The following is a 25,483-nucleotide window of genomic DNA, read 5'->3' on the forward strand; positions in this document are numbered from 1 at the left end:
TCACGCTAGGCGTTATTGCCCTGTGGTCAGGAAACGGGGATGACGAGTCCGTTGTAGAAGTCGTTGATGTACGCCTTCGTCTCGTCAGACGTCAACAGCTCGTAGAACTTGAGGACGCGGGGGTCTGTCTTGAGCTCGTCGCGAGTGACGAGCGTGTTGTAGTACACGCTCGAGGTGCCCTCGGTGACGAGCTGCAGGTCACCGGAGAGTCCAGCAGCACCGGCGTAGTTGAAGTTCACGATCGCAGCATCTTGGTCATCGAGAGCCGACGGCAGGCTCGCTGCGTCGATCTCAATGAAGTTGTAATCGTGGGGGTTGTCGGTGATGTCAGACACGGTCGACGGGGCGTCCGTGGTTTCGATGAGACCGGCATCCGCCAACAGCAGGAGAGCACGGCCCTCGTTGCTCGCATCGTTCGGCAGCGCGATGTTCGCGCCATCCTTGAGGTCGGCAAGCTCGTCAACCGTCTTGGAGTAGAGCGCCAACGGCGGAAGGTAAACCTGGCCAACAACGAAGAGGTCGTCATCCGTGTTCTCGTTGTAGAGGTCGAGGAACGGCTCGTGCTGGAACAGGTTGACGTCGAGGCTGCCCTCGCTCAGTGCGGGGTTAGGCGTCGTGTAGTCGGTGAACTCAACAATGTCGAGCTCGAGGCCGGCAGCCTCAGCCTGTCCGCTGTCGATGACGAACTGAACGATTTCGCCGGCCGGTGTCGCTGTGGCGCCGACGGTCAGCGAACCGAGCGTGCCATCAGCGGGTGCTGCGTCCTCTGCAGGAGCCGAGCATCCGGCCAGAGTAAGAGCGAGCACGCCAGCGGCGGCAACGGTAGAGAGTGAGAAGAATTTGGAGCGTGACATAACTAATCCTTTGGTGAAGGGTGAAACAAATGTGGTGGAAGAGAACTACGTGGGGGTAAGCCGCCGACAGCGTCAGCGGTGAGACATTCGGTTGGCCAGGCGCGCGCCGACCACTTGAACGATCTGCACAATCGCTACCAACACGATGATGACCGCGACAATGTGGATGACGCTGTAGCGCTGGTGGCCGTAACGAATAGCAACATCGCCCAGACCTCCACCACCAATCGCGCCCACAATGGCGGAGTAGTTCACAATCGACACCACTGTCGTTGTGTAACCACGGATGAGGCCCGGAACGGCCTCAGGAATAATCACTTTGGACACCAATTGCCATCGCGTCGCGCCGAGCGAGTGACCCGCCTCGACGAGCCCTTCGTTGACTTCACGCAGCGAGATCTCGACGATGCGCGCGTAGAACGGAATCGCGGCAACGGTGAGGGGCACAATTGCTGCAGAAACCCCGAATGCCGAACCCAGCAACAAACGCGTGAAGGGTATGAGGGCGATCATCAAAATGATGAAGGGGATTGACCGGCCAAGGTTCACGACAGTTTGGGTTACCGCGTTAATGATCCGGCCGGCGACTTTGCTGCCAAAGGGACGCTCAAGGATACCGCCGCGGTCGGTGACCACCAGAAGCGTTCCGAGAGCAAGACCAATGATCAGTGTGATGAGCATCGTGACGCCCACCTGGTACAGAGTCTCCCCTGTCGCCTTGAGAAGCGTTTCGAATAGCTGCGGCCAGAAGCCGGGAGCATTGGAATCAATCATCGTCCGCTCCTCACAATCTCAACAACAAGGCCCTGAGCGCGCAAGTCGTTGATTGCGGCGGTGTGCTGCTCGATAGTTCCTGGGAGTTCAAGTCGCGTTCGCCCCGATTGCGCTCCCCCGATGGTTTCCATCGCGGCACCAATCAGCCCCACATCGAGTTGGTGGGTGCGTGCCAGTTGTGCCACTACGGGCCGCGCAGAGGAGAGACCAACGAAGGTGACGTCGATGACCGTGGAGTTACCTTCGGGCAACTCGCCAAGCGGAAACAGCCCACGAGCAAGCTGGGAGCCTGGTTGGGTAAGCAAATCGACCAAACGACCCTGCTCGAGAATGCGGCCACCGCTCATGAGCGCTGCAGAATCACAGATGCTCTTGACGACATCCATTTCGTGCGTGATGAGCAAAATTGTGAGACCGAGTTCTTTATTGAGGCGGCGCAACAACTGAAGAATCGAATCGGTGGTTTCGGGGTCGAGCGCACTCGTCGCTTCGTCACTGAGAAGCACCCGAGGACGCGAGGCGAGGGCGCGCGCGATTCCCACCCGCTGCTTCTGACCGCCAGAAAGCTGTGCGGGGTACTGCTGGGCTTTATGTTCCAAGCCAACAAGCTCAAGAATTTCGTTGGTGCGGGTGGTGCGTTCACGACGACTCACCCCGACGATTTCGAGCGCGAGTTCCACGTTGCCCCGCACGGTTCGGCTATCGAGCAGGTTGAATTGCTGAAAAACCATGCCGATTTCGCGTCGAGCCTGAAGCAGATCGCGGTCACTCAGCGCGGTCAGTTCGCGGTCTGCGACGGTGACTGTTCCCGAATCGGGTCGCTCAAGCAAGTTGACGGTGCGGATGAGCGTGCTCTTGCCTGCGCCACTCTGGCCGATGACGCCGAAAATTTCGCCTCGCTCTACTGCGAGGCTCACATCGTCGAGCGCGCGAACCGAGTTCGCGTCGTCACCAAAAGTCTTGGTAACGGAAGATAGCGTAATCATGAAACCCCAGAGATCTAAGGCGATTCTTGTCGAACCGCCGCGGGGTCTAACTGCCCGGCAATATCAAGAAAACCATCACACTGGCATCTCAACAAATTGAGTTACGAAGTGTGAAGCAAACCGACTGAGTCGATTAGACCGAATCTGCTTCTGGCTGGGCAGGGGCCACGATTTCGATTGGAATTACGGGGCAATCGCTCCACAAACGGTCGAGCGAGTAGTAAAGACGGTCTTCTTCGTGGAAGATGTGCGCGACAACGTGACCGAAGTCGAGAAGGATCCAGCGACCCTCAGCGCGACCTTCGCGGCGCATCGGCTTAGCGCCGGCCTCAATCATTTTCTCTTCGATTTCAGACGCGATTGCCTGCACGTTGCGCTCGTTGCGACCGGTCGCAAGGAAGAAAATGTCGGCGTAAGGCGTGGGACCGGTGACATCCAGTGCGACCATATCGGTCGCCTGCTTGGCGTCGGCGGCGTGCGCGACGATGGAAAGTAGCTCGTTAGCACGAGGAGAAGCAGTCACAGGGTCCTTAATCGGAGAAAGAGCAAAGAGTTAAATCTACAACATGTTGAACGCGAATGCGGCCACAAGTAGCCCGGCGACCACAACAGCCATTGAACAGGCAGAAATTAGCAGCACTGTGAGCGCGCGCGTGCCCTTAGGCTTTTGCGTTTGCGTCACTGATTGGTTGGAGAAAGTGCTCACGGCTTTGACTGCACGAACCGGGGCCGAATCCGTGGACACCATATCGCTGTCGTTGAGATCGAGCAGAGAATCGATGTCGGCGTGGTCGAAGCGATCAGAGACACCGCTCGCAGAGAGAGAGTTTGGCAAATCAATGGAACCCGTGAGCATCGCTTGACCGCTCGAGTTCAACGGGCCACGAATATCTTTTGCAAATGGAATGGCGGGCAAAACAAGAGCACTGGTTGCGCTGCTTCCGCTGCCAATCGTTCTGCTGACAACAGCAGCGTTTGATTCGTCGCTCAGCGCTACCTGTCGCGACCAGTGAAGCGGCGCAGCGAGCTTGAATGTGGCCGGATCAACCGTGGGTGCCAGGCTCGGCGCACCTTGAGGAGCGACTGGTGTGCTGCCGGCGACAGGCAGAACTCCCTCAAGGCGTTTGCGTGCTTGTTCGTCAAACTCTGCGCGAGCATTGCTGAGATTAGTGGCGGGAGCCGCTGCTGCTGCTGCGGGCTGGCCAACAAGAGGCTTATCAACAACTGGAGTGCCAACAGCCGCTGGATTCTCAGCGGGACGCTCAGGGGCAAAGCCTAAAAGACCAGCGAGTGTCGATCGAGCATCCGAATGTGACTCTGCCGCCGTGTTCGGCTTTGCGGCGGAAGATGAAGCAGCCGTCGCAGGATCGGCAGCGGAAGGTGCCGTTGTGTCGGCGAAGTTAAGGTCGGAAACTGACTTTGCCGGACCTGAATCGCGCAATCGGTCGATAAGCGGCGAGCGGGGCGAGTCATTAACGACTGCCTCTTTCGCGGAGCCATCGGCGTTGGCGAGCAAAGATTCGAAAGCACTCAGCGCATCTTCTGTGGGAGCGCTGGCCGCTGCCGCTTCGGGGACCACGGCAAGAGGATCAACGAGTGCTGGCGGCTCGATGTACGCGGGAACCTCCTGCTCAACCGTCAGCGGTTGCGGCAAAGACGCCGCGGGCGTCTGGGCTGCAGGTTTTTGGGCCGCAGAACCCGAATACGGGTAGTGCGGCACAGCATCGGCGTTCGCGTTAGGTGCCGCGGCAGGCGCCGGTGCGGGAGCAGGTGTCGGCGCCGGAGCGGGAGCTGGGGTTGGCGCCGGAGTTGACTGGCTCGATGCGGGCGCCGGATTACTCGCCTGAGTCGGCGCTGCCGGAGCAGGAGTGCTGGTCTGAGCGGAGGCGAACGTCGTGGCCGCTGGCGTAGCTTGCGTTGCCGCTGGCGTAGCTTGAGATGCCCCAGGCGTGTCAGAGGCGTCGCCCTCGAGCTCTGCTTCTTGACGTGCCCGAAGTTCGCGGAGTTCACGACGTGTCAGAGTGCGCTCTGGCGCTCGCTCTCCCGACGCGGAAGGAGTTGCTGCGGTTGTGGCAGTCTCGGCAGCAGCGGTTGGCGCTACCGTAGGAGCGCTCGGCGTCGCCGAAGCGTCAGTCGGCCGGGCTGGTGGCGCGAGGCCCGAATTCTGAGTTTGAGGAAGCGGCGGAGGCGCTGCCCGGTACGCTGCTTCTGCCGACAAGCGAGAGTCCGCAGGTGCAGAAGGCGCAGTGGCTGGCGGCGCAGTAGCCGCAGCGGGTGGCGCGACATTCGGCGCGGCTAACTGTGGGGTGGTGGGCGCAGACTTCGGCTCGGCGTCAGCGTTTGCGCTCGCTTCGTCGACGTGATTCTTCTCAGCTTCTGGCGAGGGGAAAGTTGTAAAGCCCTCAACAGTGGGCTGTTCGTCTGACGCTCGTTCGCGTTCACTCTGACGCGTCGCACGGCGCGACTGCGGCGGCGGATCGTGAAAAGTGGTCATGGCATACTCCGATACAAGTGGTGCTTGGCGATGTACTGAACGACACCATCCGGAACCAGATACCAGACCGGGAAGCCCTGACTGACTCTGGTTCGGCAATCAGTGGATGAGATCGCAAGCGCCGGCACTTCTAACGAGCTTACGCCTTGGGCAGGTAATCCACTAATGGTTAAGGGGTGTCCTGGCCGTGAAACTGCTATGAAATGGGCAAGAGTCCACACCTCGGAAACGTCTTTCCAATCCATGATCTGAGCCATGGCATCCGCACCCGTAATGAAGAAGAGATCGGCATCAGGATAAGCCTTGTGCATATCGCGGAGCGTGTCGATCGTGTAGGTGGAACCTTCGCGTTCCAGGTCGACGCGGCTGACGTTGAAGCCAGGGTTCGCTGCCGTAGCGATGACCGTCATAAGGTACCGGTGCTCGCCAGCGGTAACCGTTGATTTCATCCACGGCTTGCCCGTCGGAACAAAGACGACCTCATCGAGATCGAACTGTTGCTGAGCCTCGCTAGCAGCTACAAGGTGGCCGTTGTGAATCGGGTCAAAGGTGCCACCCATAATTCCGATGCGGGCACGCCGAGGCGTCGACTCAGCCGACACGAGTAATCCCTAGTGGCCTGCGCCGTGAGCGTCGCCAGCCTTTGCAGGCTTAGCAACGTGGCGGTTAGCAACATCGCGGAAACTCCACGTAACGAATCCCAGAGTCGTGAAGATGACTGCGGCGATGATCGGAAAAGCGAGCGCAGGCAACACCAATGGGGCAAGCTCTTCGCTCGACGCAAGGACATTCAGAAAAATCGACATTAAATCTCCATTCACAAAACCTAGAACAGTCTAGCCGCGCACTTGGCCGCTGCCGCGCACAACCCACTTGGTGCTGGTAAGTTCCGGCAAACCCATCGGCCCGCGAGCGTGAAGCTTTTGCGTGGAGATGCCGACTTCGGCACCGAATCCGAATTCAGCGCCATCGGTGAAGCGGGTAGACGCGTTCACCATAACCACCGCAGAGTCGACCTCGGCGAGAAAGCGATCCGCGTTGGCAAGGTCGTTAGTGATGATCGATTCGGTGTGTTTCGTCGAGTAGGTGGTGATGTGGTCGATGGCGGCATCGAGATCGGCAACGACCCTCACCGCAATATCGAGGCTCAAGTGCTCAACCGTCCACGCATCGTCGTCGGCGACCAACGCTCGAGGGAACAACTCACGCGTGCGCTCATCGGCATAAATCGTCACTCCAGAATCTGCGAGGCGAGTAAGCACGCGAGGGATAAGTCGTTCGGCCGCAGCCTCGTGCACCAGGAGCGTTTCCAGAGCATTGCAGACGCTAGGGCGCTGCACTTTGGCGTTATGCACAATCTCGATCGCCGTGGTGTCATCCGCTGACTCGTCAAGAAACACATGAACGATGCCGGCGCCGGTTTCGATGACAGGAACCGTCGATTCTTGAACGACGGTCTGGATGAGCTGAGCACTCCCCCGCGGAATGAGAACGTCAACAAAGCCACGCGCTTGCATAAGCGCTTTCGCTCCCTCCCGCCCGAACTCATCAACAGTCTGAACTGCCGTTGGCTCTACTCCTACGCTGCGGAGCGCGCCCTGAATAATATCAACGAGTACGCGGTTCGAATCTTCGGCGGCTGAACCGCCGCGAAGAACCACTGCGTTGCCGCTCTTGAGCGCCAACGCGGCGATGTCGATCGTCACGTTTGGGCGGGCCTCATAGATAGCGCCGATAACACCGAACGGTACGCGAACTTGGGAAACAGAGAGGCCGTTGGGAAGCACCGAGCCTCGGACAACCATGCCAACAGGATCCGCGAGTTCGATAATTTCGCGAACGGCTGTCGAGAGCTGCTCGATGCGGTCGTGCGTTAACCGAAGTCGGTCCTGCAAACCTTCGGTCATACCGTTGCTCTTGCCGCGGTCAAGGTCTCGCTCATTGGCAGCAATAATCTGGGCGGCCTGGGCCGAGACATCGCGGGCGATTGCCTCCAGCGCAGCGTTTTTCTTCACCGTGGTGAGGGTGGACAGTGTGCGTGACGCAGCACGAGCCGCCTCAAGTTTGTCGCCAATTGTGTGCGCAATTACTGCGGAATCAACCATATTCAGAGTGTAGTGGCGGTCACCGCACGCTACCGACTGTTATTCAGCGGTCGTAGCCGCCTCGAACCACGTACCGATCAACTCGCCAGCAAGCGCCGCTGCGACACTTCCCGTTTCAGCGAGAAGCACGGGAATACCGGCGGCCGCCGCATGCTTTGCCGCAGCAACTTTCGTGCCGGCACCACCGGTGCCGACGCCTGCAGCGCCGATATCGCCGAAGGTTACGTGGCTGAGATCGTCATGGAAGGCAACGAAATCGATGCGTTCAGCATCTGGTTCCGACGGCGGCTTGGTATAGAGCGCATCAATGTCCGACAGCAGAACAAGCATGTCTGCCCGAACCAACACCGAAACGAGTGCTGCTAAGCGATCGTTGTCACCGAAGCGGATCTCGTGTGTCGCCACCGTGTCGTTTTCGTTGACGATGGGCAAAATTTTCAGTCCCAGCAGACGTTCCATGGCACGCTGAGCGTTGCTGTGGTGAGTGGGGTTGTCCATGTCGCCGGCGGTCAGCAGGATTTGAGCTGCAACGACCCCATAGCGATCAAGACTTTCTTGATAGCGATAGATAAGAACGTTTTGACCCACCGCGGCCGCAGCCTGCTGGGTCGCAAGGTCGGAGGGCCGACCGTCAAGCTTCAAAAAGGGGATGCCGGTAGCGATAGCGCCCGACGAGACGAGAATGACTTCTGCCCCTGCCGAGTGCGCAGCAGCAAGTGCGTCGACGAGAGCGCCGATCTGACCCACGTTGACACCGCTGACCGATGACGATCCAACTTTGACAACGATGCGGCGCGCCTGTGTAATATCGGCGCGCACAGCGGGCTTGCTAGTCACGGTTCTCCGACTCATCGTCTTTCTCGATGGCGAAACCGTCATCGTCAACCCAGACGCCAGCTTCACGCTCGGACTGCAGTTCGGCACGCGCGGCGGCCTTGGCATCCATGCGCTCGAGGTAGTTCTTGCGACGGCTGCGGTTAGTCGCGCGCTCGTTATCGTCAAGACGTGGGTCGGTTCCGCGAGGAGCCGCCACGAGCTCAGCTGCCGATGACAGCGTGGGCTCCCAATCGAAGACAACGCCGCCGCCACCACCGATGATGACGGTGGATCCGGGAACAGCACCAGCTTTGAAGAGGTCGTCTTCAACACCGAGGCGCGCTAGGCGGTCTGCCAAGTAGCCAACGGCCTCTTCGTTCGCGAAGTCTGTTTGCGCAACCCAACGTTCGGGCTTGTCGCCAACAACGCGGTACACGTTTCCGTACGTTCCGCCCTCGACCTTGACAACGAAGTCCTTGGCGTTGACGGCACGGGGCCGAAGAATGATTCGCTCCTTGACAGGCTCTGAAATGCGCGCTTCGCGATCTTCCAAAACGAGCGCAGCCAAAGCAAAGGAAAGTTCGCGGAGACCAGCATGGGAGACCGCAGAAACCTCGAAGACGCGGTAGCCGCGACCCTCAAGCTCAATCTTGACGAGATCGGCAAGCTCGTGACCGTCAGTCACGTCGATCTTGTTGAGCGCAATGAGCTGCTCGCGTTCGAGCAATGGTTTTTGGCCCTCAGGAACCGGGTAAGCGGCAAGCTCACCGAGAATCACATCAAGGTCGCTGATGGGGTCGCGCCCGGGTTCGAGAGTTGCACAGTCGAGAACGTGCAGCAATGCGGTGCAACGCTCCACGTGACGCAAGAACTCGAGCCCAAGGCCCTTGCCCTCGCTAGCGCCCTCGATCAAACCAGGAACGTCGGCGATCGTGTAACGCACGTCGCCAGACTCAACGACGCCCAGGTTCGGGTGCAAAGTAGTAAAGGGGTAGTCAGCAATTTTCGGCTTAGCCGCGCTCATGGCGGCAATCAGACTCGACTTACCCGCTGACGGGTAACCAACCAACGCAACGTCTGCGACGGTTTTGAGTTCGAGAAAGATGTCGCCTTCGAAGCCAGGCGTACCGAGCAGGGCAAATCCAGGAGCTTTGCGCTTAGTGGATGACAGTGCCGCGTTGCCGAGGCCGCCCTGGCCGCCGGGGCCGACGACCAATCGCATCCCCGGAGCATCCATGTCGATGAGAACTTCACCGGACTGGTCACGCACGAGCGTGCCGACGGGAACTGACAGCAGCATCTCTGCGCCTGCCGTGCCCGCTTTGTGGTCACCCTGACCTGGTTGACCGTGCTGAGACTTGCGGTGCGGTGAACGGTGGAAGTTCAGCAGCGTCGTGACCTGAGGATCACTGAACAGAACGATGTTGCCACCGTCGCCACCGTTACCGCCGTCAGGGCCGGCAAGGGGCTTGAACTTCTCACGCTTGACCGAAACACAACCGTTTCCGCCGTGTCCTGCCACGAGATGAAGAGTTACCTGGTCGACGAACGATGCCATGATGGTTCCTCCTGTTCTCGTGAGCCACGGTGAAAAATATTGCTGTTAAATGGCGAGAGCGAGCCGAAGCTCGCTCTTCGCTGTAACGTTCGCCTGCGAACAGGCAACGGTGAAACTAAACGTTGACGATGTTGACGACCTTGCGGCCGCCCTTGGCACCAAACTGTACCGAGCCCGCTGCGAGAGCGAACAGTGTGTCGTCTCCTCCACGGCCGACGTTAACGCCGGGGTGGAAGTGGGTGCCGCGCTGGCGAACGATGATCTCGCCGGCAAGAACAACTTGGCCGCCGAAACGCTTTACGCCGAGGCGCTGAGCATTGGAGTCACGACCGTTACGGGTGGAGCTTGCGCCCTTTTTGTGTGCCATATTCCTGGAAGTCCTTTACGCTCGTCAGCTACTTGATGCTGGTGATCTTGATGCGGGTCAACTCTTGACGGTGACCCTGGCGAACCTTGTAACCGGTCTTGTTCTTGAACTTCTGGATGACGATCTTAGGACCGCGCTCATCGTTCAGAACCTCGGCAACGACCTTGATCTTCTCAAGCGCCGAAGCGTCGTGAGTGATCTTGTCGCCGTCGACGAACAGAACTGGAGCGAGCTCAACATTGCCGTTCTTGTCGGCTGCGATGCGGTCGAGAACGACAATCGTGCCGACCTCTACCTTCTCCTGCCGCCCACCGGCGCGCACAACTGCGTAAACCACTTTTGACCCTTACTTAACGATTAATAGCTAGAACTACTGAAGATTGTGGCGAATTCTGCGGGCAAAGCCCTGCACACGCCAAGGATCAACGATACTCGACGTGGGCACTCCCGGTCAAACGACACGCCCCTGCCGCTTTTCCCTGAGTCAGTCTTTAGAGACAACTCGGTGAAATTGAGAACGTGCACACCGGAGATTGATCGCAATCTCAACGATCACAATCACAGTTCAAGTGCAGCGACAACAATAGTACGCCGCAGACCCGTGCTCGGTCAAAAGCTCAACGTCACGATCAGCCCTCAATTAGGCTCAGATCATGACTGTGTTGATCGATCAGGCAATTTGGCCCGCCCATGACACCGTGTGGGCGCACATCGTGAGCGACACATCACTCGACGAATTGCATGACTTTGCTGAGCGCGCCAGCATTCCACGACGCGGCTTTGATCTGGATCACTACGACGTGCCTGCCCGCATGTGGCAACAGCTTGTCGCTCTCGGAGCAGAACCAGTCGGAGTGCGCGAGTTTGTGCGTCGGCTCGAAGCCAGTGGGCTTCGGGTCGCCCAGCGCGACCGCCCAAGGAAGTGACAATTGCGGGCTAATGGTGTGGAGTAAGCCGACTAGCGAGCGGACAAAACGTTGCAAACACAAAGACGCCATCGTTGAGTCGTGGCTCCATCGAGCCCACCAGCTCGTCGAGATCAGAAATCGCCGTCATAACCACGAATCTAGCGCCAGACGAGTCCGAAGCCTTCGACACTGCGGGTCACCGCGCCCGTCGCGATCTCCACGAAATAGGTCGTGACGCTCTGCGGACGCGGATTCATCACGTATTCATCAGAGTCGTAGTTGGCGACGTTCGGTTGCACCTCGACAGCCACAAACTGGTTATTCGGGGAAACACGGAAGTCCAAGATCGCCCCTTTATCCCCCACCGTTCGATACAGGATGCGCGATAGCTCGCCATCGTCGAAAGCAAGCACACTGCTAAACGAACCACCGTTCTCGGCAACCAACACCATCTTGGCGACAAGGTTTCCCGCAGCATCCGCATCGGTTTGACCGAGGAACGGTTGCTCTCCATCGATTTCTGACGGGTGCAGCCGCAGTTCGTCTCCGTCTGACAGAGTGACAGCCGCGCTGCCGCGGGGATCGACGACCACCACCGTCGACCCGTCGGCCGACACACGATCGAACTCAAAGTAACCGCCGAGAGGCACGACAAGCCCTGTCGTCATGTCGACCCGCACCAGCGTGCTCTCGGTAGTGAGCGCCACGATGGTCGTCGAACCCGGCACGAACTGCCAGCCAACAACACGCATCGGATCGCCGTCCAAGTCGGCGACCGCAACGACATCGCGCCCCCGATTCACATCCATCGTGTACAGCGTGTGCGAAATCGTGGGAATAGGCCCAGGGTCGGGGCTCGAAATTGTGAATCCTAAGAGCGAACCGGTGCGCGTGGCATCCAAAGCCGCCACCTCACCGACCTCGGGAAGCAACACGCGTTCACTCACACCGGTGTCAGGGTTCACTAGGACGAGAGTGCCCGTACGATCCGCCGCAGCAGTCGTGACCGCAAGCACGTCACCCACCGGAACAAACTCTTGAATATCCTCACCGGAGAACAAGACGGTGCGCTCTTGCGAGTCGATTTCCGTCTGCACAATCTCATCCGCCGACTCACCACGGTCAAGGTAATAGAGCTGCGGCTGCCCCGTCGTGAACGAATAACTCAGCGTGGAGGTTGGTCCGCCCGAGGGGCTCACGACGCCCTCGACCGAGACCGTGTACTCCGTGTCGTAATCCAGAGCCTCAGCGAACTGCACAGACACCAAGTCACCATCACTCGACACCGTTGCGGCAGCCGCCGGCTCTACAGTGACCGAAGTGGAGTCGACCGGTGCGATGGTCTGGTTCGCAAAGAGACGCAGGGTTTGATCCGACGACGACACCACCGCGTCCGTGTCGAGCTGAGCACTAGATAACTTGGGGCCCTGAAGATACCCCAAAGCCAGAAAAACTCCGCAAAGTAGGAGCAGCACAGCAACCGTCCACGCAAAAGTGCGCCGGAAAGACTGAGCAGTGTGCCCGATCTCCGGCGGACGAGGACTAATAGAGATAGGGCTCACTCGGCCGCTCCACTGCAGTCATGGTCTCGGGAACAAGCACGAGCGGCAGATCACTGCGCGAACTCGGGTTGACCTCAAAGGAACCGGTGATCTCGACCCACTCATCAACATCAAAGTCATTCGCCCAGTCCGGCGCATACACCGCAACTCCCGTCGGCTGTGCATCGACAGCACAGCACGTGACCGTGAAGCGCGAGAGATAGAAAATGTTGGCAGGATCGTCATCGCTGGCGGTGATGAAGCCAACGACATCCGCCGTCTTATTCGTATAGAAACTCGGGTCACTCGTCTGGCGCAGCAGCGAGGACCAATCGACGACGGTGAAGCTCGCGATTAGTTCGTCGTCTGCGTTTGCCACGTCATCCACGTTCTGACTGTCACTACCCACCGTTGAGCCCACGATGTCGCGCTGACTCGCGGTAGCGCTCGACAGAGTTGTCGGGGGCACAATAACCAACGAAATAGCGACCGCACCGGAAACCAGAAGTGCTAGTCCCCCGACGACACGAGACCAGCCACGTCGAGTTTCGGGCTCATCCGTTGACATTGGTCTGACCGCGAGACTGAGCACGCCAAGCACGAGCGCGATCGCGGCCATTACGACCGTGAAGACGACGTAGCGAGGGTGAATGTAGAGAACCAACTGCTGGGTCGCTGCAAGCCAGACAGTGGCGCTGACCGCCGTCAGGATCAGGATGACGCCCCACCAGCGTCGGAGGCTAGGCCACATAGTTAATCACCAGCCCAATGAAAGCACTCATCAGCGCGACAACCAGCGAAAGCTGGACTAGAACCTTCGCCGTAAAGGTAGTGCGCATAATGGCGAGCATTTTGATGTCAATAATCGGCCCGAAAACCAAGAACGTGACGATTGAGCCGGGCATAAAAGTACTTGCGAACGGCAGGATGAAGAAAGCATCGACGCTCGAGCACACGGAGATCACAAAGGCCAACAGCATCATGGCCAGAATCGACCACAGCGGATTGCCGCCGAGCGAAACAAGAACATCGCGAGGAACAGCAACCTGAATCGCTCCGGCAATGAGGGAGCCAATAAATACGGCGGGCATGAGCACGCTCGATTCACGCATGAAAATATCGAGGCTCTTCTCGGAGCGCGACTGACGGTGATGACTTGAATTGGACGAGCACTGAGCAGCGAAGCGGTCCGTGAGCATGGCCGGGGGCTGCGGATGCAGACTAAAAAGCCAGCCGACAATGTTAGCAATGGCAAGACCACCCAGAATTCGGCCGACGAGGATTCCGTCGTCGAGCCCGAAGGCCTGGTACGTAGTGATGATTGTGATCGGGTTAATGATCGGCGCCGCGAGCAGGAACGTCATCGCTTCCGGAACCGAGAAGCCTTTGAGGATGAGGCCACGGGCGAGAGGCACGTTGCCGCACTCGCAGACGGGCAACGCAATGCCAAAAAGGGAGATTGCTGCACGTCGAAAGACGGGCCGGTGGGGCAAATAACGCATCAAGAAATTGTCTGGTAGCCACGCCTGAACCACGATTGACAGCACAATTCCGAGCACGACGAACGGAAGTGACTCGATGATGACGCTGGTTGCCAGCGTCAAAAGATCTTGCCCGAGACCGGGAACTCCGAGAATCCCTAACTGCCCAGTGAATGCCCGTAGGCCAAGCAAGCCGACGACCCCGAGTGTGCCAATCGCCAACCACAACCAGCGCCGTGGTGAACGACGAGGTCGGCGAGGTCGATGATCGTGCCGATGATGATCATCGACGCTCGCAGACGCAGTAAGGCTCACGCGCTAACCCTACAAAATAATAATTCTCAAAACCCCGTGGACAACCGAAACTACTGGTCGTCGCTAGGGGTGGCGGTGACGATCTTGCCCTGGCTGCTGGCACGACGTGATCCACGCGATCGACCTTGACCCGGTTGCTTGGGCTCAGGAAGAGCTTCCAAAACTGATCCGAGAATCTGCTCGGCATCTTGGCTGCTGAGCTTGGGCGACGCCGAAGGGCTCGTCGATGCCGGCAAGTCGAGAAGCGCAACAGCAGGTTCTGTCGCTTCAACAACGTCACTGGTCTGAGCAGCTGGCTTCTGATTACGCTTGTCGCTTTTTGCTGAATCAGACTTCTGCGACGAAGTTGTTTTGTCGGATGACGCTTGCTTGTTCGACGCAGATTGCTTGCTTGACGAAGCGGACTTTGCGGGGCTGGAGGGCACCTCGACCGCGGCATCCTTTTCAGAGCCGTGATCTGCCGTGGCGATTACCGTACTGGCCGCTACGCGAGCGAGAGCATTGCGAACGTCTTCAGTGATCGCATGGGTGCCATTGCTGCCACCATTGCCATTGTTCGCTGCGGTGTTTGCTGATTTCGCGGCACCGTTCGACTGCTGGCTTTGTGAAGCACCGTTATTTGCCGAACCGGAGTTATTACCACCGGCATTTCCACCATTGTTGTTGCCGCCGCTGTTGCCACCGTTATTGCCGCCGTTGTTGCTGCCGCTGTTGCTGTTTCCCCCGCGGTTTCGACCACGACGCCCGCTGCCAGCCTGTTCATTCTGACTTGGCTGCTGACGGTGCTTTGTTACGGGGTCGTGGTGCACAACGACACCTCGGCCAGCACACACTTCACAGTTCTCACTAAACGTCTCGAGCAATCCGAGACCCAACTTCTTGCGAGTCATTTGCACGAGCCCAAGCGAGGTGACTTCAGCGACTTGGTGCTTGGTGCGGTCACGGCTCAAGCATTCGACGAGTCGACGCAATACGAGGTCGCGATTGGATTCGAGAACCATGTCAATGAAGTCGATGACGATAATTCCCCCAATATCGCGCAGGCGCAGTTGGCGAACGATCTCTTCAGCGGCTTCGACGTTGTTCTTGGTGACGGTCTCTTCGAGGTTTCCGCCCGAACCGACAAACTTGCCGGTGTTGACGTCAACAACGGTCATCGCTTCTGTGCGGTCGATGACGAGAGATCCGCCAGACGGCAGCCAGACCTTGCGGTCAAGAGCCTTTTCGATCTGCTCAGAAACCCGGTATTCTTCAAACGAGTCGACCGTGCTCTCGTGCTCTTGCAAACGGTCGAGTAGATCGGGAGCGACTGAACGAACATAGCCCTCGATCGTCTTTCGAGCATCGCTGCCCTCAATAACGAGCTTGTGGAAGTCTTCGTTGAAAACGTCACGAATAATCTTGATCAGCAAGTCAGGCTCGGAGTGCAGCAGTGCTGGCCCCTGAGCTTGTGCGTTGTCGACCTGAGCGCTGATGTCTGCCCACTGGCTCGTCAAACGACTGACATCGAGCGTGAGCTGCTCTTCAGTTGCGCCCTCTGCAGCCGTGCGCACGATGACGCCGACGTTCTCAGGAAGAACACCCTTGAGGATCTTCTTGAGTCGCGAGCGTTCGGTATCGGGAAGCTTGCGGCTAATGCCACTCATCGAACCGTTGGGAACGTAGACAAGGTAGCGGCCGGGCAGCGAAACCTGGCTTGTGAGTCGAGCACCCTTGTGGCCGACGGGGTCTTTAGTGACCTGGACGAGAACACGATCGCCTGGCTTGAGCGCTAGCTCAATACGACGCGCCTGCGGCTTACCATCAGCAGAGTTCTCCGCTGCAGCATCCCAGTCAACTTCGCCCGAGTACAGCACGGCGTTACGACCGCGCCCGATGTCGACGAACGCTGCCTCCATGCTGGGCAGAACATTCTGAACGCGACCGAGGTACACGTTGCCGATGAGGCTCGCGTCTTGCGCCTTAGCGACATAGTGCTCAACCAAAACGCCGTCTTCGAGAACAGCGATCTGGATGCGATCGAACTTGGAGCGAACCACCATGACGCGGTCAACGCTTTCGCGACGCGCCAAGAATTCGCTCTCGGTCACAACGGGACGACGACGACCGGCATCGCGGCCGTCACGACGACGCTGCTTCTTAGCCTCTAGTCGTGTAGAGCCCTTGACCTTGGTCGGTTCGTTGCTCGGCTCGGCCTGCTTGCGCGGCTGGCGAACTCGAACGACAGTATTGGGTGACTCGTCGCCGGGGCGAGCATCTTCACCTGAGCGACGGCGGGAACGACGACGGACATTGCCTGCCTCATCTTGCTCACCGTTGTCATCGCTGCGGGTGTCGGCATTCGACTTGTTGTCGTTGCGCGCCCGCGGTGCGCGTGCAGGAAGGTCGGGCAGATCGGGAGCTTGGAACAGCAGAGAGGTCGTCAACGGAGCCTTCGCCACCGTTGCCTTCTTCATTGCGGGTGCCTTGTCGCTCTGCGCGCCATCGTCAGTCTTTTTTGTTGACGACGCGGGAGCTTTGCGGGAACGCGAACGCGCAGGAGCAGAGCCCTCGGCGCGCGCGCCGGTGCTCTTGTCTGCGTCAGAACCAGAAGCGGCAGGAACCTCAGTAACCGATGCGGGAACCTCGAGCCCCACATGCTGGGCTGCGGTCTTGGCAGCCGGTCTCTTGGTTGCCGGCGCTGTGCGCGGCGCCTTCGCAGGGGCGTCAACCGTGGTCGACGTGTTAGCTGTCGGCTGCTGTGCCACTGGTGCCGCAGATGCTGGCGCTGGTGTTACCGGTGCTACAGCTGCTGCAGGTGCTTCGACCGGCGGCGTTTGCACCACGGGCTTCACTGCTGCTGCTTTAGAAGACGGAAGCATGCGGCCAAAAAGGCCCTTCTTCTTCGGAACTTCTTTCGACTTATCGTTTTCATTCACCATCTCTGGTGTACTCCTTGCCCTGTATAGGCGACCGCGCCACCTACCGGGTACTCTCTCGTGCGCTATTCCCCCGCCAAACCTATGGCTAGAGAACCGCTACTAATTCTTCAGGTCCTGCAACGGGCCCGTGGCTCGCGTTGCAGTTGTGCCCTGTCACGACACTTCGGAACTGGCTATCCGACTCGCGCAACAAGCGTTGCGTAACTGGTCCGGTCGCTATGCCCGGTAAGCCTTCTTGGTATTACTTCGAGCGCGGCTCGGAGTAACTACGGTTCATTATCGCACGCATTCTCAGAAAGTGAGCCTGACGCGCATGCGATAATCCCAGCATGACTGTATCCGGGGTTCGAAACAGGCCCATTGTCCTCGCCATATTTTTAATCATTACCGGCGTGATTGGACTGTGGGCGTCATTTCAACTCATGATCGAGAAAATTCACGTGCTGCAGAATCCGGATGCTGTTCTCAGCTGCGATTTCAGCCTTGTTCTGCAGTGCGCGGTCAACCTTGAATCTTCACAGGGCGCAGTTTTCGGGTTTCCGAACCCCGTTATCGGGCTTGTCGCTTTCATGGCCCCGGTTGTGGTTGGAGCAGCAATCTTGGCCGGCGCTCGATTCAACAGCTGGTTCTGGGCTCTGTTCAACGCGGGTATCGCTGGCGCTTTTGCGTTCTGCCTGTGGCTTGCCTACCAAAGCATCTTCAACCTCGGCACGTTGTGCCCGTGGTGCATGGTCGTCTGGTCGGTGACGATCCCCATGTTCTGGGCCGTCACGCTGAGGAACCTTAAGGTCGGGGTGATCCCCGCTCCACGCCGACTGCGCAAAGCCGCCGCCGCCGCGTACAGCTGGGTGCCCGTAATTACGCTCGCTGGCTACATCATCATTGCGATCGTCGCACAAGTACGGCTCGACGTTCTTAGCTACCTATAGAAGATTTCCGAAGGGTTTTTCGCTGCCCGAGCTACGCAAATTCTTGACGCCGCACTGCGTACTCACTCGACATATTCCGTTGTGAGTACATGCCAATGGCGAGAGCCCGACCGAAGTCAGGCTCTCGCCATTTGCGGTGCCTGTGAGCTAATCACTAAGCACGATTCGTTGAGCTTTAGGCGAACCAGAGAGCCAATTCGCGAGCGGCAGACTCTGGCGAGTCACTGCCGTGCACGAGGTTCTGCTGTACGGCGAGGCCCCAGTCGCGGCCCAAATCTCCACGGATGGTTCCAGGAGCTGCCGTGGTGGGGTCAGTGGTTCCGGCGAGCGAACGGAAACCCTCAATAGCGCGGTTGCCAGCAATGCGCAGCGCGACGGTGGGGCCCGACTGCATGAAATCCATCAGCGGCTCGTAGAACGGCTTGCCCTCGTGCTCGGCGTAGTGCTCCGCAAGCAGGTCAACTTCGGCCTGGACGAGGCGCACGTCAACGAGCTGGTAGCCCTTAGCTTCGATGCGACGAAGAATTTCTCCCGTCAGGTTGCGAGCAACGCCATCCGGCTTAATCAGTACCAGTGTTTCTTCAATGTTCATTGTGTCTCCTCAGCGGGGGTGGTCATGGTAGATGGACGAAGAATGGCGGCTTTGGCGGTGTCGATCTGGCGACCCTTGATGAAGCAATACGTCCAGATTGCCGCAAAGCCAGCGCCGACGACAAACATGGGGGTAAGGATGAAGCCAAGAGCAATTAGTCCACCCTGAAGCGCCCATCCAACCCACATCGCCCAACCGTGGTTGAGCATTCTTGCGAGCGTCACGAAGACAACGATCAGTACCGCTCCCCCGATAAACGCCGGTGCGGGCGGCAGAGCCCTGAGGCCGAATGCGGCCAACGCCACAAAGAAGATCAGCGTTGCGTCAAGCACCAAAACGATGCTCAGCAGCAACTCGGTCACTGAACGTGTTCTGCGCGGGCGAGGGGTTCGACTCACGGCTTCCAGCCCTCCGAGTCTGCCAGTGCCAGTGCTTCACCGACGAGGGAAATGGAGCCAGTAACAACAACGGCACGGCGTTCGTTCTCGCCAGCCCACGCACGCGCCAGCTCCATCGCCTCAGCGAAGGAGTCGAAGTCGGTCGTTTCTTCTGAGAACTCGCGAACGACCTCAACGAGGTCTTCTGGCGCGATAGCCCGATCGGACTGAGAAGTGGTGACGTAGAAGCGATTAGCGACCGGGGCAAGGGCCTCAACGATGCCCTTGGCATCCTTGTCGTCAAGAACGCCGATAACGAAGGCGATCTCGTCGAAGGTGAAGTATTCCTTGAGCGCCGCCGCCAGCGCGGTTGCGCCATGGGGGTTGTGCGCCGCATCCACGATCACCGTAGGTTCGGCACCGATAACCTGTAGCCGGCCAGGTGAGGTAACCGTCGCGAGACCCTCGGCCAGCACATCGCCAACCAGCGCCTGACTACCATCTCCGAGGAATGACTCGACCGCGGCGATTGCGAGGGCGGCATTATGCCCCTGAAACTCGCCGAAGAGCGGCACGAACAGATCGGAGTACGTGCCCGCGAGCCCGCGAACCGAAATGAGTTGGCCGCCGACGGCAACATTGCTGCTGAGTAGTTCGAAAGCGTCGCCCTCGAAGCCGAGCTTGGACTCCGTGAGATCAGCGGCACGCTCTAGCTCAATTTGAGCATCCGGGGTTTGCACTGCCGAGACGATTGAGGCAGCAGGCTTAATGATTCCCGATTTTGTTCGCGCGATCTCCGAAATCGTGGTGCCTAACCGCTGGGTGTGATCGAGGGCAATGGGGCTGAACACGGCGACTTGACCATCGGCGACGTTAGTGGAATCCCATTCCCCGCCCATTCCGACCTCGAGCACAGCAACATCGATCGGTGCATCCGCGAAACTAGCAAAGGCGAGAACCGTGAGTGCTTCAAAGTAGGTCAGCGGCTCTTCGCTTTTGGCCAGGAGCTCCGCATCCACCATAAGAATGAAGGGACGGATGTCGGCCCAGTTGGCCGCAAGAGCGCGGTTAGAAATTGCCCGCCCATCGATGACGATCCGCTCGTTCACGCGAACCAGGTGGGGGCTCGTCATCAGACCGGTGCGCAAACCGTATGCGCGCAGAATGCTCTCGATGATGCGGCTCGTTGAGGTCTTCCCATTGGTGCCAGTGACGTGGATCACGGGATAGGTGCGCTGGGGGTCACCGATGAGCTCTACAGCACGACGGGTGGCTTCGAGGCGCGGCTGGGGAGCCTGCTCCCCGATGCGCGCAAGAAGTTCGTCATAGACAAGGGCGGCATCTTGCGCGTACTCGGAGTCTTCTAGTTCGAAGTCAGAGTCGTCATCAATGTTGGTGCCCTCAAAGCCGTCGGCGAAGGGGCTGAGGTCGGCGAGCGGGTTTGCTGCTTCCTGCTCAAGCTCGGCTCGCTCTTCGTCCGTCAGCGAATCATCGAAAGATTCCTCAGGCTCGGCGGTGTCGTCGAATTCATCATCGCGGTCAGACATTGATCGTTCCCATCTTGGTGATGTCAATCACCAGCGCGCCCGCGTTGGCATATTTTCCTGCCGGCAGTTCGGTGCGGTAGGTCTCAATTGTGCCCTCTGAAAGTTCATTCGCGAAGCTCTGGACGGTGGATTGCGCTGCAAGCGTTTCTGAGGCGATCATGGCGCTGTGGAAGCCGATCGCTTCATGGTCAGCAGCATCAAGGGCACTGATGACGAGAGCGATCCGGTCGCTCACCTCGAAGCCGGCGGCCTTACGCGCATCCTGAATGACACGGATGGTGTCGCGAGCCAAGCCTTCAGCCGAGAGTTCCGGTGTGAGTTGCGTATCAATGATCACGAAGCCACCATCGGAGAGGAACGCGATTGCGCTCGCCTCATCGGCTGCTTCCATCTGCAGTTCGTACTCCGTCGACTCCAACGGCATACCGTCTACCGACACCCCAGCGGCAGTCGTCTCCCAGTTGCCGGACTTGGCCTCTTTGATGACGTGCTGGACCTGCTTGCCGATGCGCGGCCCCAAGGCTCGGGCATTGACGGTGAGCTTCTTGGTGATACCAAAGCTCTCCAACGAGCCCTCTTCGAGCGCCTCGAATTGCACCGTCTTGACGTTGAGTTCGTCGCGAATGATGCCGCTGAAGTGAGCCAGAGCATCCGGCGCATCACTAACGATCGTGAGAGATGCCAGCGGAAGGCGCACACGCAGGCTGCGAGCCTTGCGCAGAGCGAGCCCGCTCGAGGCGATCTCACGCACGCGGTCCATCGACTCGACCAGATCGTGATCAGCGGGGAAAGCGGCGGCATCAGGCCAGTCAGTGAGGTGCACGCTGCGACCGTTGGTGAGGCCGCGCCACATCTCTTCGGAGACCAGCGGGAGCAGCGGTGCCGCAACCCGAGCAACAGTTTCGAGAACCGTGTAGAGCGTATCGAAGGCGTCAGTGTCGTCGCCGCTCCAGAAACGGTCCCGGCTGCGGCGCACGTACCAGTTGGTAAGCACGTCGGCGAAGTCGCGCAGTTTCGCAGCGGCCATGGGGCTATCGAGCGCTTCAAGCTCGGCGGTTACATCGTCGATGAGCTCCCCGGTCTTGGCGAGCAGGTAGCGGTCGAGAACGTTGGTCGAATCGGTGCGCCAGGTCGCTTCATAGTTGTCTGCCGCGTTGGCGTACAGAGTGAAGAAGTAATACGTGCTCCACAACGGGAGAAGCATCTGCCGGACACCATCGCGGATGCCCTCTTCGGTGACCATGAGGTTTCCGCCGCGGATTACCGAGCTCGACATGAGGAACCAGCGCATCGCGTCGGCGCCATCGCGTTCAAAGACTTCGGAGACATTGGGGTAGTTACCCAAGCTCTTGGACATTTTCTGTCCGTCACTACCCAGAACAATGCCGTGGCTGATGACGTTCGAGAATGCGGGGCGATCAAAGAGAGCCGTCGAGAGCGTGTGGAGGGTGTAGAACCATCCGCGGGTCTGACCGATGTACTCCACGATGAAGTCGGCCGGGCTGTGGCTATCAAACCATTCTTGGTTCTCGAAGGGGTAGTGCACTTGAGCGAACGGCATCGAACCCGAGTCGAACCAGACATCGAGCACGTCTTCGATGCGACGCATCGTCGACTGACCGGTGGGGTCATCCGGGTTCGGACGCGTCAGTTCGTCGATGAACGGGCGGTGCAGGTCGGGCTCGCCTTCGTGGTTGAGGGGTAGACGGCCGAAATCGGCTTCCATCTCAGCGAGCGAGCCATAAACATCCACGCGCGGGAAGTCAGGGTTGTCGCTCTTCCAGATCGGGATCGGGGAGCCCCAGTAACGGTTGCGGCTGATCGACCAGTCGCGGGCATTGCTGACCCACTTGCCGAATTGGCCCTCTTTGACGTTCTCGGGAACCCAGTTGATTTGTTGATTGAGCTCGCCCATGCGATCGCGGAACTCGGGAACCTTCACGAACCAGCTTGAGACTGCCTTGTAGATCAGCGGGTTGCGGCAGCGCCAGCAGTGCGGGTACGAGTGCTCGTAGCTGGCGACCTTGAGCAGGCGGCCCTCTTCGCGCAGCAGCTTCGTGAGTGGCTTGTTGGCATCGAACACCTGCAGACCCTCGACGGGCGGCACAGAAGATAAGAACTTGCCGCCATCATCAACTGAGATGACCACGGGGATACCGGCAGCAGCACACACATTTTGGTCATCTTCACCGTAGGCAGGGGCCTGGTGAACGATGCCGGTGCCTTCACCGGTAGCAACGTAGTCGGCAACCAGGAACTGCCATGCGTTTTCGGTGCCATACGTTTCGGCGTCTTCGTAGAAATCCCACAGGCGGTCGTAGTGCACGCCAGCAAGTTCGGCACCCTTGATTGTGCGCGTCACAGCGGCGAGTGCTTCTTCGGCGGTCTCGTAGCCGAGCTCTTTTGCGTGGGCAGCGACGGTGTCTCCCGCGAGCATAAACTGCGCCGAGCCTTCTTCTGAGCCATCACCGGCACCCAAGGGGCCAGCAGGCAGCACGGCATAGTCGATGTCGGGGCCGACCGCGAGGGCAAGGTTAGTGGGCAGAGTCCACGGGGTCGTGGTCCAGGCGAGAGCCTTCACACCGGTGAGGCCGAGCGCTTCGGCCTTCACGCCGTCGAGCGGGAACGTGACGGTGACGGTCTGGTCTTGACGCATCTTGTAGACGTCGTCATCCATCCGTAGTTCGTGGTTCGAGAGCGGGGTTTCGTCGTTCCAGCAGTACGGCAGCACTCGGAAACCCTCGTAGGCGAGGTCCTTAGTGTGCAGTTGCTTGAACGCCCAAATCACGCTCTCCATGAAGTTGACGTCGAGCGTCTTGTAGTCGTTCTCGAAGTCAACCCAGCGCGCCATGCGCGTCACGTACTCCTGCCATTCGCCGGTGTACTTGAGCACCGACTCTCGAGCTGCAGCATTGAACTTGTCGATGCCCATCTCTTCGATTTGAGCCTTCTCGGTGATGCCGAGCTGGCGCATCGCTTCAAGCTCGGCAGGCAGACCGTGCGTGTCCCAGCCGAAACGGCGGTGCACTTGCTTGCCGCGCATGGTCTGGTAGCGCGGGAAGAGATCTTTGGCATAACCGGTCAGCAAGTGACCGTAGTGCGGCAGTCCGTTGGCAAACGGTGGGCCATCGTAAAAGACCCACTCATCGCAGCCTTCGCGCTGATCGATGGATGCCTGAAAAGTGCCGTCCGATTTCCAGTACGACAAAATTTGCTCTTCGATCGCCGGGAATTTTGGTGACGGCGCTACGGAATCATCTGACCGGTGGCGAGGATACGACATGAGGCTCCAGTGGTACGTAGGTGCGAATAATCTGCACGAGGACGACTTCTCAGCCGCGGTACCACCCCGCTTGTGCACCCTGCGGTACACCACTCATATCGCTGTAACGGGCTTACCCGTTCGGTTCTACTGTCGCCGGCTCCCCTGCCGTAGCTGAGGTTGAGACGATTTCTTCCGAATGCTCCCCGGTGATAGCCGGTTCATAGCGTCTGGCGTCAATGATACGCGAGTTAGCTGACCGTTGAGCGCTACTTTTTGGCGACCGTGGCGAGGGCTTCGGCAGCAAGCGGCGCGTCGTGCATCGTGACGATGAACTTTTTGCCGTTCATCCGCGTCACCTCGAGTGCTTCACCTTTGGAGAGCACAATTCCGCTGCGGCCGCCCGGGGCCCAACGCCAGCCGTAGCCGCCGAATTCACCGAGGGGATCAACAGATACAACGGCGACAGAGGAGATCTGATCAGGCGCGATCGTCGTTCGTGGCCAACCGAGCGCCGATCGCACGCGCAGGCCCCGGTGATCGATCGTGATGCGCCACGACAGAGTGCTGACCGCGAGTGTGATGACGAAAATACCGACCGCTGCTGGCAGCAACAACTCGGCCGGATTTGAAACCGCCTGAATGGCTAACGCCAGGCCGAGCGCAACGAGGGCGACCGCCGCAATCAGCACCACGCCAGGTCCGAGGCGGGTGGTCGTCGAAAAGTACACACGTTCGGTGGGCGAACCTGCGACAGGACGCGCCTGCACCGCTGTGGGCTGAATTCGTTCTGCTGCAGGAAGCATGAGCCAGGCCAAGAACCCCATCAGCGCCGCGATGGGCAGCGCCGCGAGCAATACACCAATGGGATCTGGCGCGTTCTCCGCGCTCTCGAGCCCGCGCTGAATCGCGAGAGAACCCGCGGCAAGAACGGTGATCGATACCGCCAAGAAGACAGAGGTCGCCACCATCACTTTATGCGCCCACAGCATCCCGCCATTGGGGCCACCCCTCCAGCTGGCGATGGCGGAAAACGCGACGAAGGCGAGTGTAATCATCAGTGGAAGCGCAATCATGCCGCCGACAGTTGAGTACCCGTTGACGCCAGACGGCCCCCAGTGCGAGGCAACAGGGTTCGGGAGTTCGGGGATCCAGAGGGCCATGACGAAAGCCCCCACCACAGTGATGAGAAGCGGGATCACCACGCCAATCACGATGATGAGGCGGCGGTTGCGCGTGAGTTGGGGCGCAACGTTCTCGGCGGGAAGGGTCATTGGTATTCCTCTCGGATGAGGGCGGTCAGTGCGGCTAAGGAAATCTTCTGGGTGCGGGCTTCCGCCACGATCGCGGCGACGCCCTCGGTGAGGGAGTCGTAGCTGTGGGCGGTGGCGGCAACTATCGCTCCGCGACCGCGGCGGAGTTCGATGAACCCCTCGTCGCGAAGCTCTTGATACGCCCGCAACACGGTGTGCATATTGACTCCGAGCGAGCCGGCTAATTCACGCGCACTGGGAAGCCTCTCCCCTGGCGTGACCGACTTATCGATGACTGATTGGCGGATGCTCGCCGCGAGTTGCTCGAATAGCGGCGTCTCGGACGCGGGATCGACTCGAACCAACATGGTTCCACTATAGTTGTTCTAGTTGAACTAGCACA

The 25,483-nt window shown here is 59.2% G+C and carries 25 protein-coding genes; 2 read left to right on the forward strand and 23 right to left on the reverse strand.

Going from position 1 to position 25,483, the window contains the following annotated elements; all coding sequences use genetic code 11:
* Nucleotides 1-26: 26 nt before the first annotated feature.
* The 12 genes from ON14_RS02755 to rplU all read right to left on the reverse strand — a co-directional run bounded on the left by ON14_RS02755 (nt 27) and on the right by rplU (nt 10,291).
* The gene (locus ON14_RS02755) at nt 27-854 is read right to left on the reverse strand and encodes a MetQ/NlpA family ABC transporter substrate-binding protein (protein WP_010202980.1); all 828 of its coding nucleotides are present in this window, start codon (nt 852-854) and stop codon (nt 27-29) included.
* Between the two features lie 72 nt (nt 855-926).
* Complete coding sequence (locus tag ON14_RS02760; protein WP_010202981.1) at nt 927-1,628, reverse strand: methionine ABC transporter permease; 702 nt, start codon at nt 1,626-1,628, stop codon at nt 927-929.
* Nucleotides 1,625-2,614, reverse strand: coding sequence for a methionine ABC transporter ATP-binding protein (locus ON14_RS02765; protein WP_010202982.1), 990 nt, complete (start codon nt 2,612-2,614; stop codon nt 1,625-1,627). Before ON14_RS02765 ends, ON14_RS02760 begins: the two co-directional genes overlap by 4 nt.
* Nucleotides 2,615-2,747: 133 nt before the next feature.
* On the reverse strand, nt 2,748-3,137 hold the full coding sequence (gene rsfS / locus ON14_RS02770) for a ribosome silencing factor (protein WP_010202984.1): 390 nt from the start codon (nt 3,135-3,137) through the stop codon (nt 2,748-2,750).
* 36 nt (nt 3,138-3,173) lie between these two features.
* Nucleotides 3,174-5,108 (reverse strand): hypothetical protein, encoded by a 1,935-nt coding sequence (locus ON14_RS02775; RefSeq protein ID WP_010202985.1) that lies wholly within the window; start codon nt 5,106-5,108, stop codon nt 3,174-3,176.
* A complete protein-coding gene (nadD, locus tag ON14_RS02780; RefSeq protein WP_010202987.1) occupies nt 5,105-5,710 on the reverse strand; it encodes a nicotinate-nucleotide adenylyltransferase in 606 nt (201 codons plus the stop codon). The genes ON14_RS02775 and nadD overlap by 4 nt, the downstream gene beginning before the upstream one ends.
* 9 nt (nt 5,711-5,719) lie before the next feature.
* Nucleotides 5,720-5,914 (reverse strand): hypothetical protein, encoded by a 195-nt coding sequence (locus ON14_RS02785; RefSeq protein WP_010202988.1) that lies wholly within the window; start codon nt 5,912-5,914, stop codon nt 5,720-5,722.
* Nucleotides 5,915-5,944: 30 nt separating this feature from the next.
* Complete coding sequence (locus ON14_RS02790; protein WP_010202989.1) at nt 5,945-7,213, reverse strand: glutamate-5-semialdehyde dehydrogenase; 1,269 nt, start codon at nt 7,211-7,213, stop codon at nt 5,945-5,947.
* A 39-nt stretch (nt 7,214-7,252) separates the two neighbouring features.
* Complete coding sequence (proB, locus tag ON14_RS02795) at nt 7,253-8,050, reverse strand: glutamate 5-kinase (protein ID WP_010202991.1); 798 nt, start codon at nt 8,048-8,050, stop codon at nt 7,253-7,255.
* On the reverse strand, nt 8,043-9,587 hold the full coding sequence (obgE, locus tag ON14_RS02800) for a GTPase ObgE (RefSeq protein WP_010202993.1): 1,545 nt from the start codon (nt 9,585-9,587) through the stop codon (nt 8,043-8,045). The genes proB and obgE overlap by 8 nt, the downstream gene beginning before the upstream one ends.
* Before the next feature lie 115 nt (nt 9,588-9,702).
* A complete protein-coding gene (gene rpmA, locus ON14_RS02805) occupies nt 9,703-9,954 on the reverse strand; it encodes a 50S ribosomal protein L27 (protein ID WP_009772526.1) in 252 nt (83 codons plus the stop codon).
* A gap of 28 nt (nt 9,955-9,982) precedes the next feature.
* Nucleotides 9,983-10,291 (reverse strand): 50S ribosomal protein L21, encoded by a 309-nt coding sequence (gene rplU, locus ON14_RS02810; RefSeq protein WP_010202995.1) that lies wholly within the window; start codon nt 10,289-10,291, stop codon nt 9,983-9,985.
* Nucleotides 10,292-10,607: 316 nt separating this feature from the next.
* Between rplU and ON14_RS02815 the strand changes: the two genes are divergently transcribed.
* Nucleotides 10,608-10,880, forward strand: a complete 273-nt coding sequence (locus ON14_RS02815) for a DUF4031 domain-containing protein (protein ID WP_010202997.1) — start codon at nt 10,608-10,610, stop codon at nt 10,878-10,880.
* A gap of 10 nt (nt 10,881-10,890) precedes the next feature.
* Here the strand turns inward: ON14_RS02815 and ON14_RS16285 are convergent, their stop codons facing one another.
* From ON14_RS16285 to ON14_RS02835, 5 genes are all read right to left on the reverse strand, one after another.
* The gene (locus tag ON14_RS16285) at nt 10,891-11,010 is read right to left on the reverse strand and encodes an ACT domain-containing protein (RefSeq protein WP_141629909.1); all 120 of its coding nucleotides are present in this window, start codon (nt 11,008-11,010) and stop codon (nt 10,891-10,893) included.
* 10 nt (nt 11,011-11,020) lie between these two features.
* Nucleotides 11,021-12,424: a hypothetical protein gene (locus ON14_RS02820; RefSeq protein WP_202800889.1), complete on the reverse strand. Its 1,404-nt coding sequence runs from the start codon at nt 12,422-12,424 to the stop codon at nt 11,021-11,023.
* Nucleotides 12,405-13,154 (reverse strand): TIGR03943 family putative permease subunit, encoded by a 750-nt coding sequence (locus tag ON14_RS02825; RefSeq protein WP_010203000.1) that lies wholly within the window; start codon nt 13,152-13,154, stop codon nt 12,405-12,407. The genes ON14_RS02820 and ON14_RS02825 overlap by 20 nt, the downstream gene beginning before the upstream one ends.
* On the reverse strand, nt 13,144-14,106 hold the full coding sequence (locus tag ON14_RS02830) for a permease (protein ID WP_010203002.1): 963 nt from the start codon (nt 14,104-14,106) through the stop codon (nt 13,144-13,146). Before ON14_RS02830 ends, ON14_RS02825 begins: the two co-directional genes overlap by 11 nt.
* A gap of 143 nt (nt 14,107-14,249) precedes the next feature.
* Nucleotides 14,250-17,120, reverse strand: coding sequence for an Rne/Rng family ribonuclease (locus ON14_RS02835; RefSeq protein ID WP_010203003.1), 2,871 nt, complete (start codon nt 17,118-17,120; stop codon nt 14,250-14,252).
* Between the two features lie 329 nt (nt 17,121-17,449).
* On the opposite strand from ON14_RS02835, the gene ON14_RS02840 reads away from it, so the two are divergent.
* Entirely contained in the window at nt 17,450-18,049 is a 600-nt protein-coding gene (locus ON14_RS02840; RefSeq protein WP_026037495.1) for a vitamin K epoxide reductase family protein, read from the forward strand.
* A 175-nt stretch (nt 18,050-18,224) separates the two neighbouring features.
* Here the strand turns inward: ON14_RS02840 and ndk are convergent, their stop codons facing one another.
* From ndk to ON14_RS02870, 6 genes are all read right to left on the reverse strand, one after another.
* The gene (gene ndk, locus ON14_RS02845; RefSeq protein ID WP_010203007.1) at nt 18,225-18,641 is read right to left on the reverse strand and encodes a nucleoside-diphosphate kinase; all 417 of its coding nucleotides are present in this window, start codon (nt 18,639-18,641) and stop codon (nt 18,225-18,227) included.
* Complete coding sequence (locus ON14_RS02850) at nt 18,638-19,003, reverse strand: DUF4233 domain-containing protein (protein ID WP_010203009.1); 366 nt, start codon at nt 19,001-19,003, stop codon at nt 18,638-18,640. Before ON14_RS02850 ends, ndk begins: the two co-directional genes overlap by 4 nt.
* A gap of 32 nt (nt 19,004-19,035) precedes the next feature.
* Nucleotides 19,036-20,565 carry a bifunctional folylpolyglutamate synthase/dihydrofolate synthase gene (locus ON14_RS02855; RefSeq protein WP_010203011.1) on the reverse strand — a complete coding sequence of 510 codons (1,530 nt, stop codon included), beginning with the start codon at nt 20,563-20,565 and terminating at the stop codon, nt 19,036-19,038.
* A complete protein-coding gene (gene ileS / locus ON14_RS02860) occupies nt 20,558-23,848 on the reverse strand; it encodes an isoleucine--tRNA ligase (RefSeq protein ID WP_010203012.1) in 3,291 nt (1,096 codons plus the stop codon). The genes ON14_RS02855 and ileS overlap by 8 nt, the downstream gene beginning before the upstream one ends.
* Before the next feature lie 248 nt (nt 23,849-24,096).
* Nucleotides 24,097-25,101, reverse strand: coding sequence for a DUF1648 domain-containing protein (locus ON14_RS15915; RefSeq protein WP_010203016.1), 1,005 nt, complete (start codon nt 25,099-25,101; stop codon nt 24,097-24,099).
* Entirely contained in the window at nt 25,098-25,448 is a 351-nt protein-coding gene (locus ON14_RS02870) for a GntR family transcriptional regulator (RefSeq protein ID WP_010203017.1), read from the reverse strand. Before ON14_RS02870 ends, ON14_RS15915 begins: the two co-directional genes overlap by 4 nt.
* Between the last annotated feature and the right edge of the window lie 35 nt (nt 25,449-25,483).

Origin of the sequence: Salinibacterium sp. PAMC 21357 (assembly GCF_000247645.1) — a bacterium.
GTDB lineage: Bacteria > Actinomycetota > Actinomycetes > Actinomycetales > Microbacteriaceae > Rhodoglobus.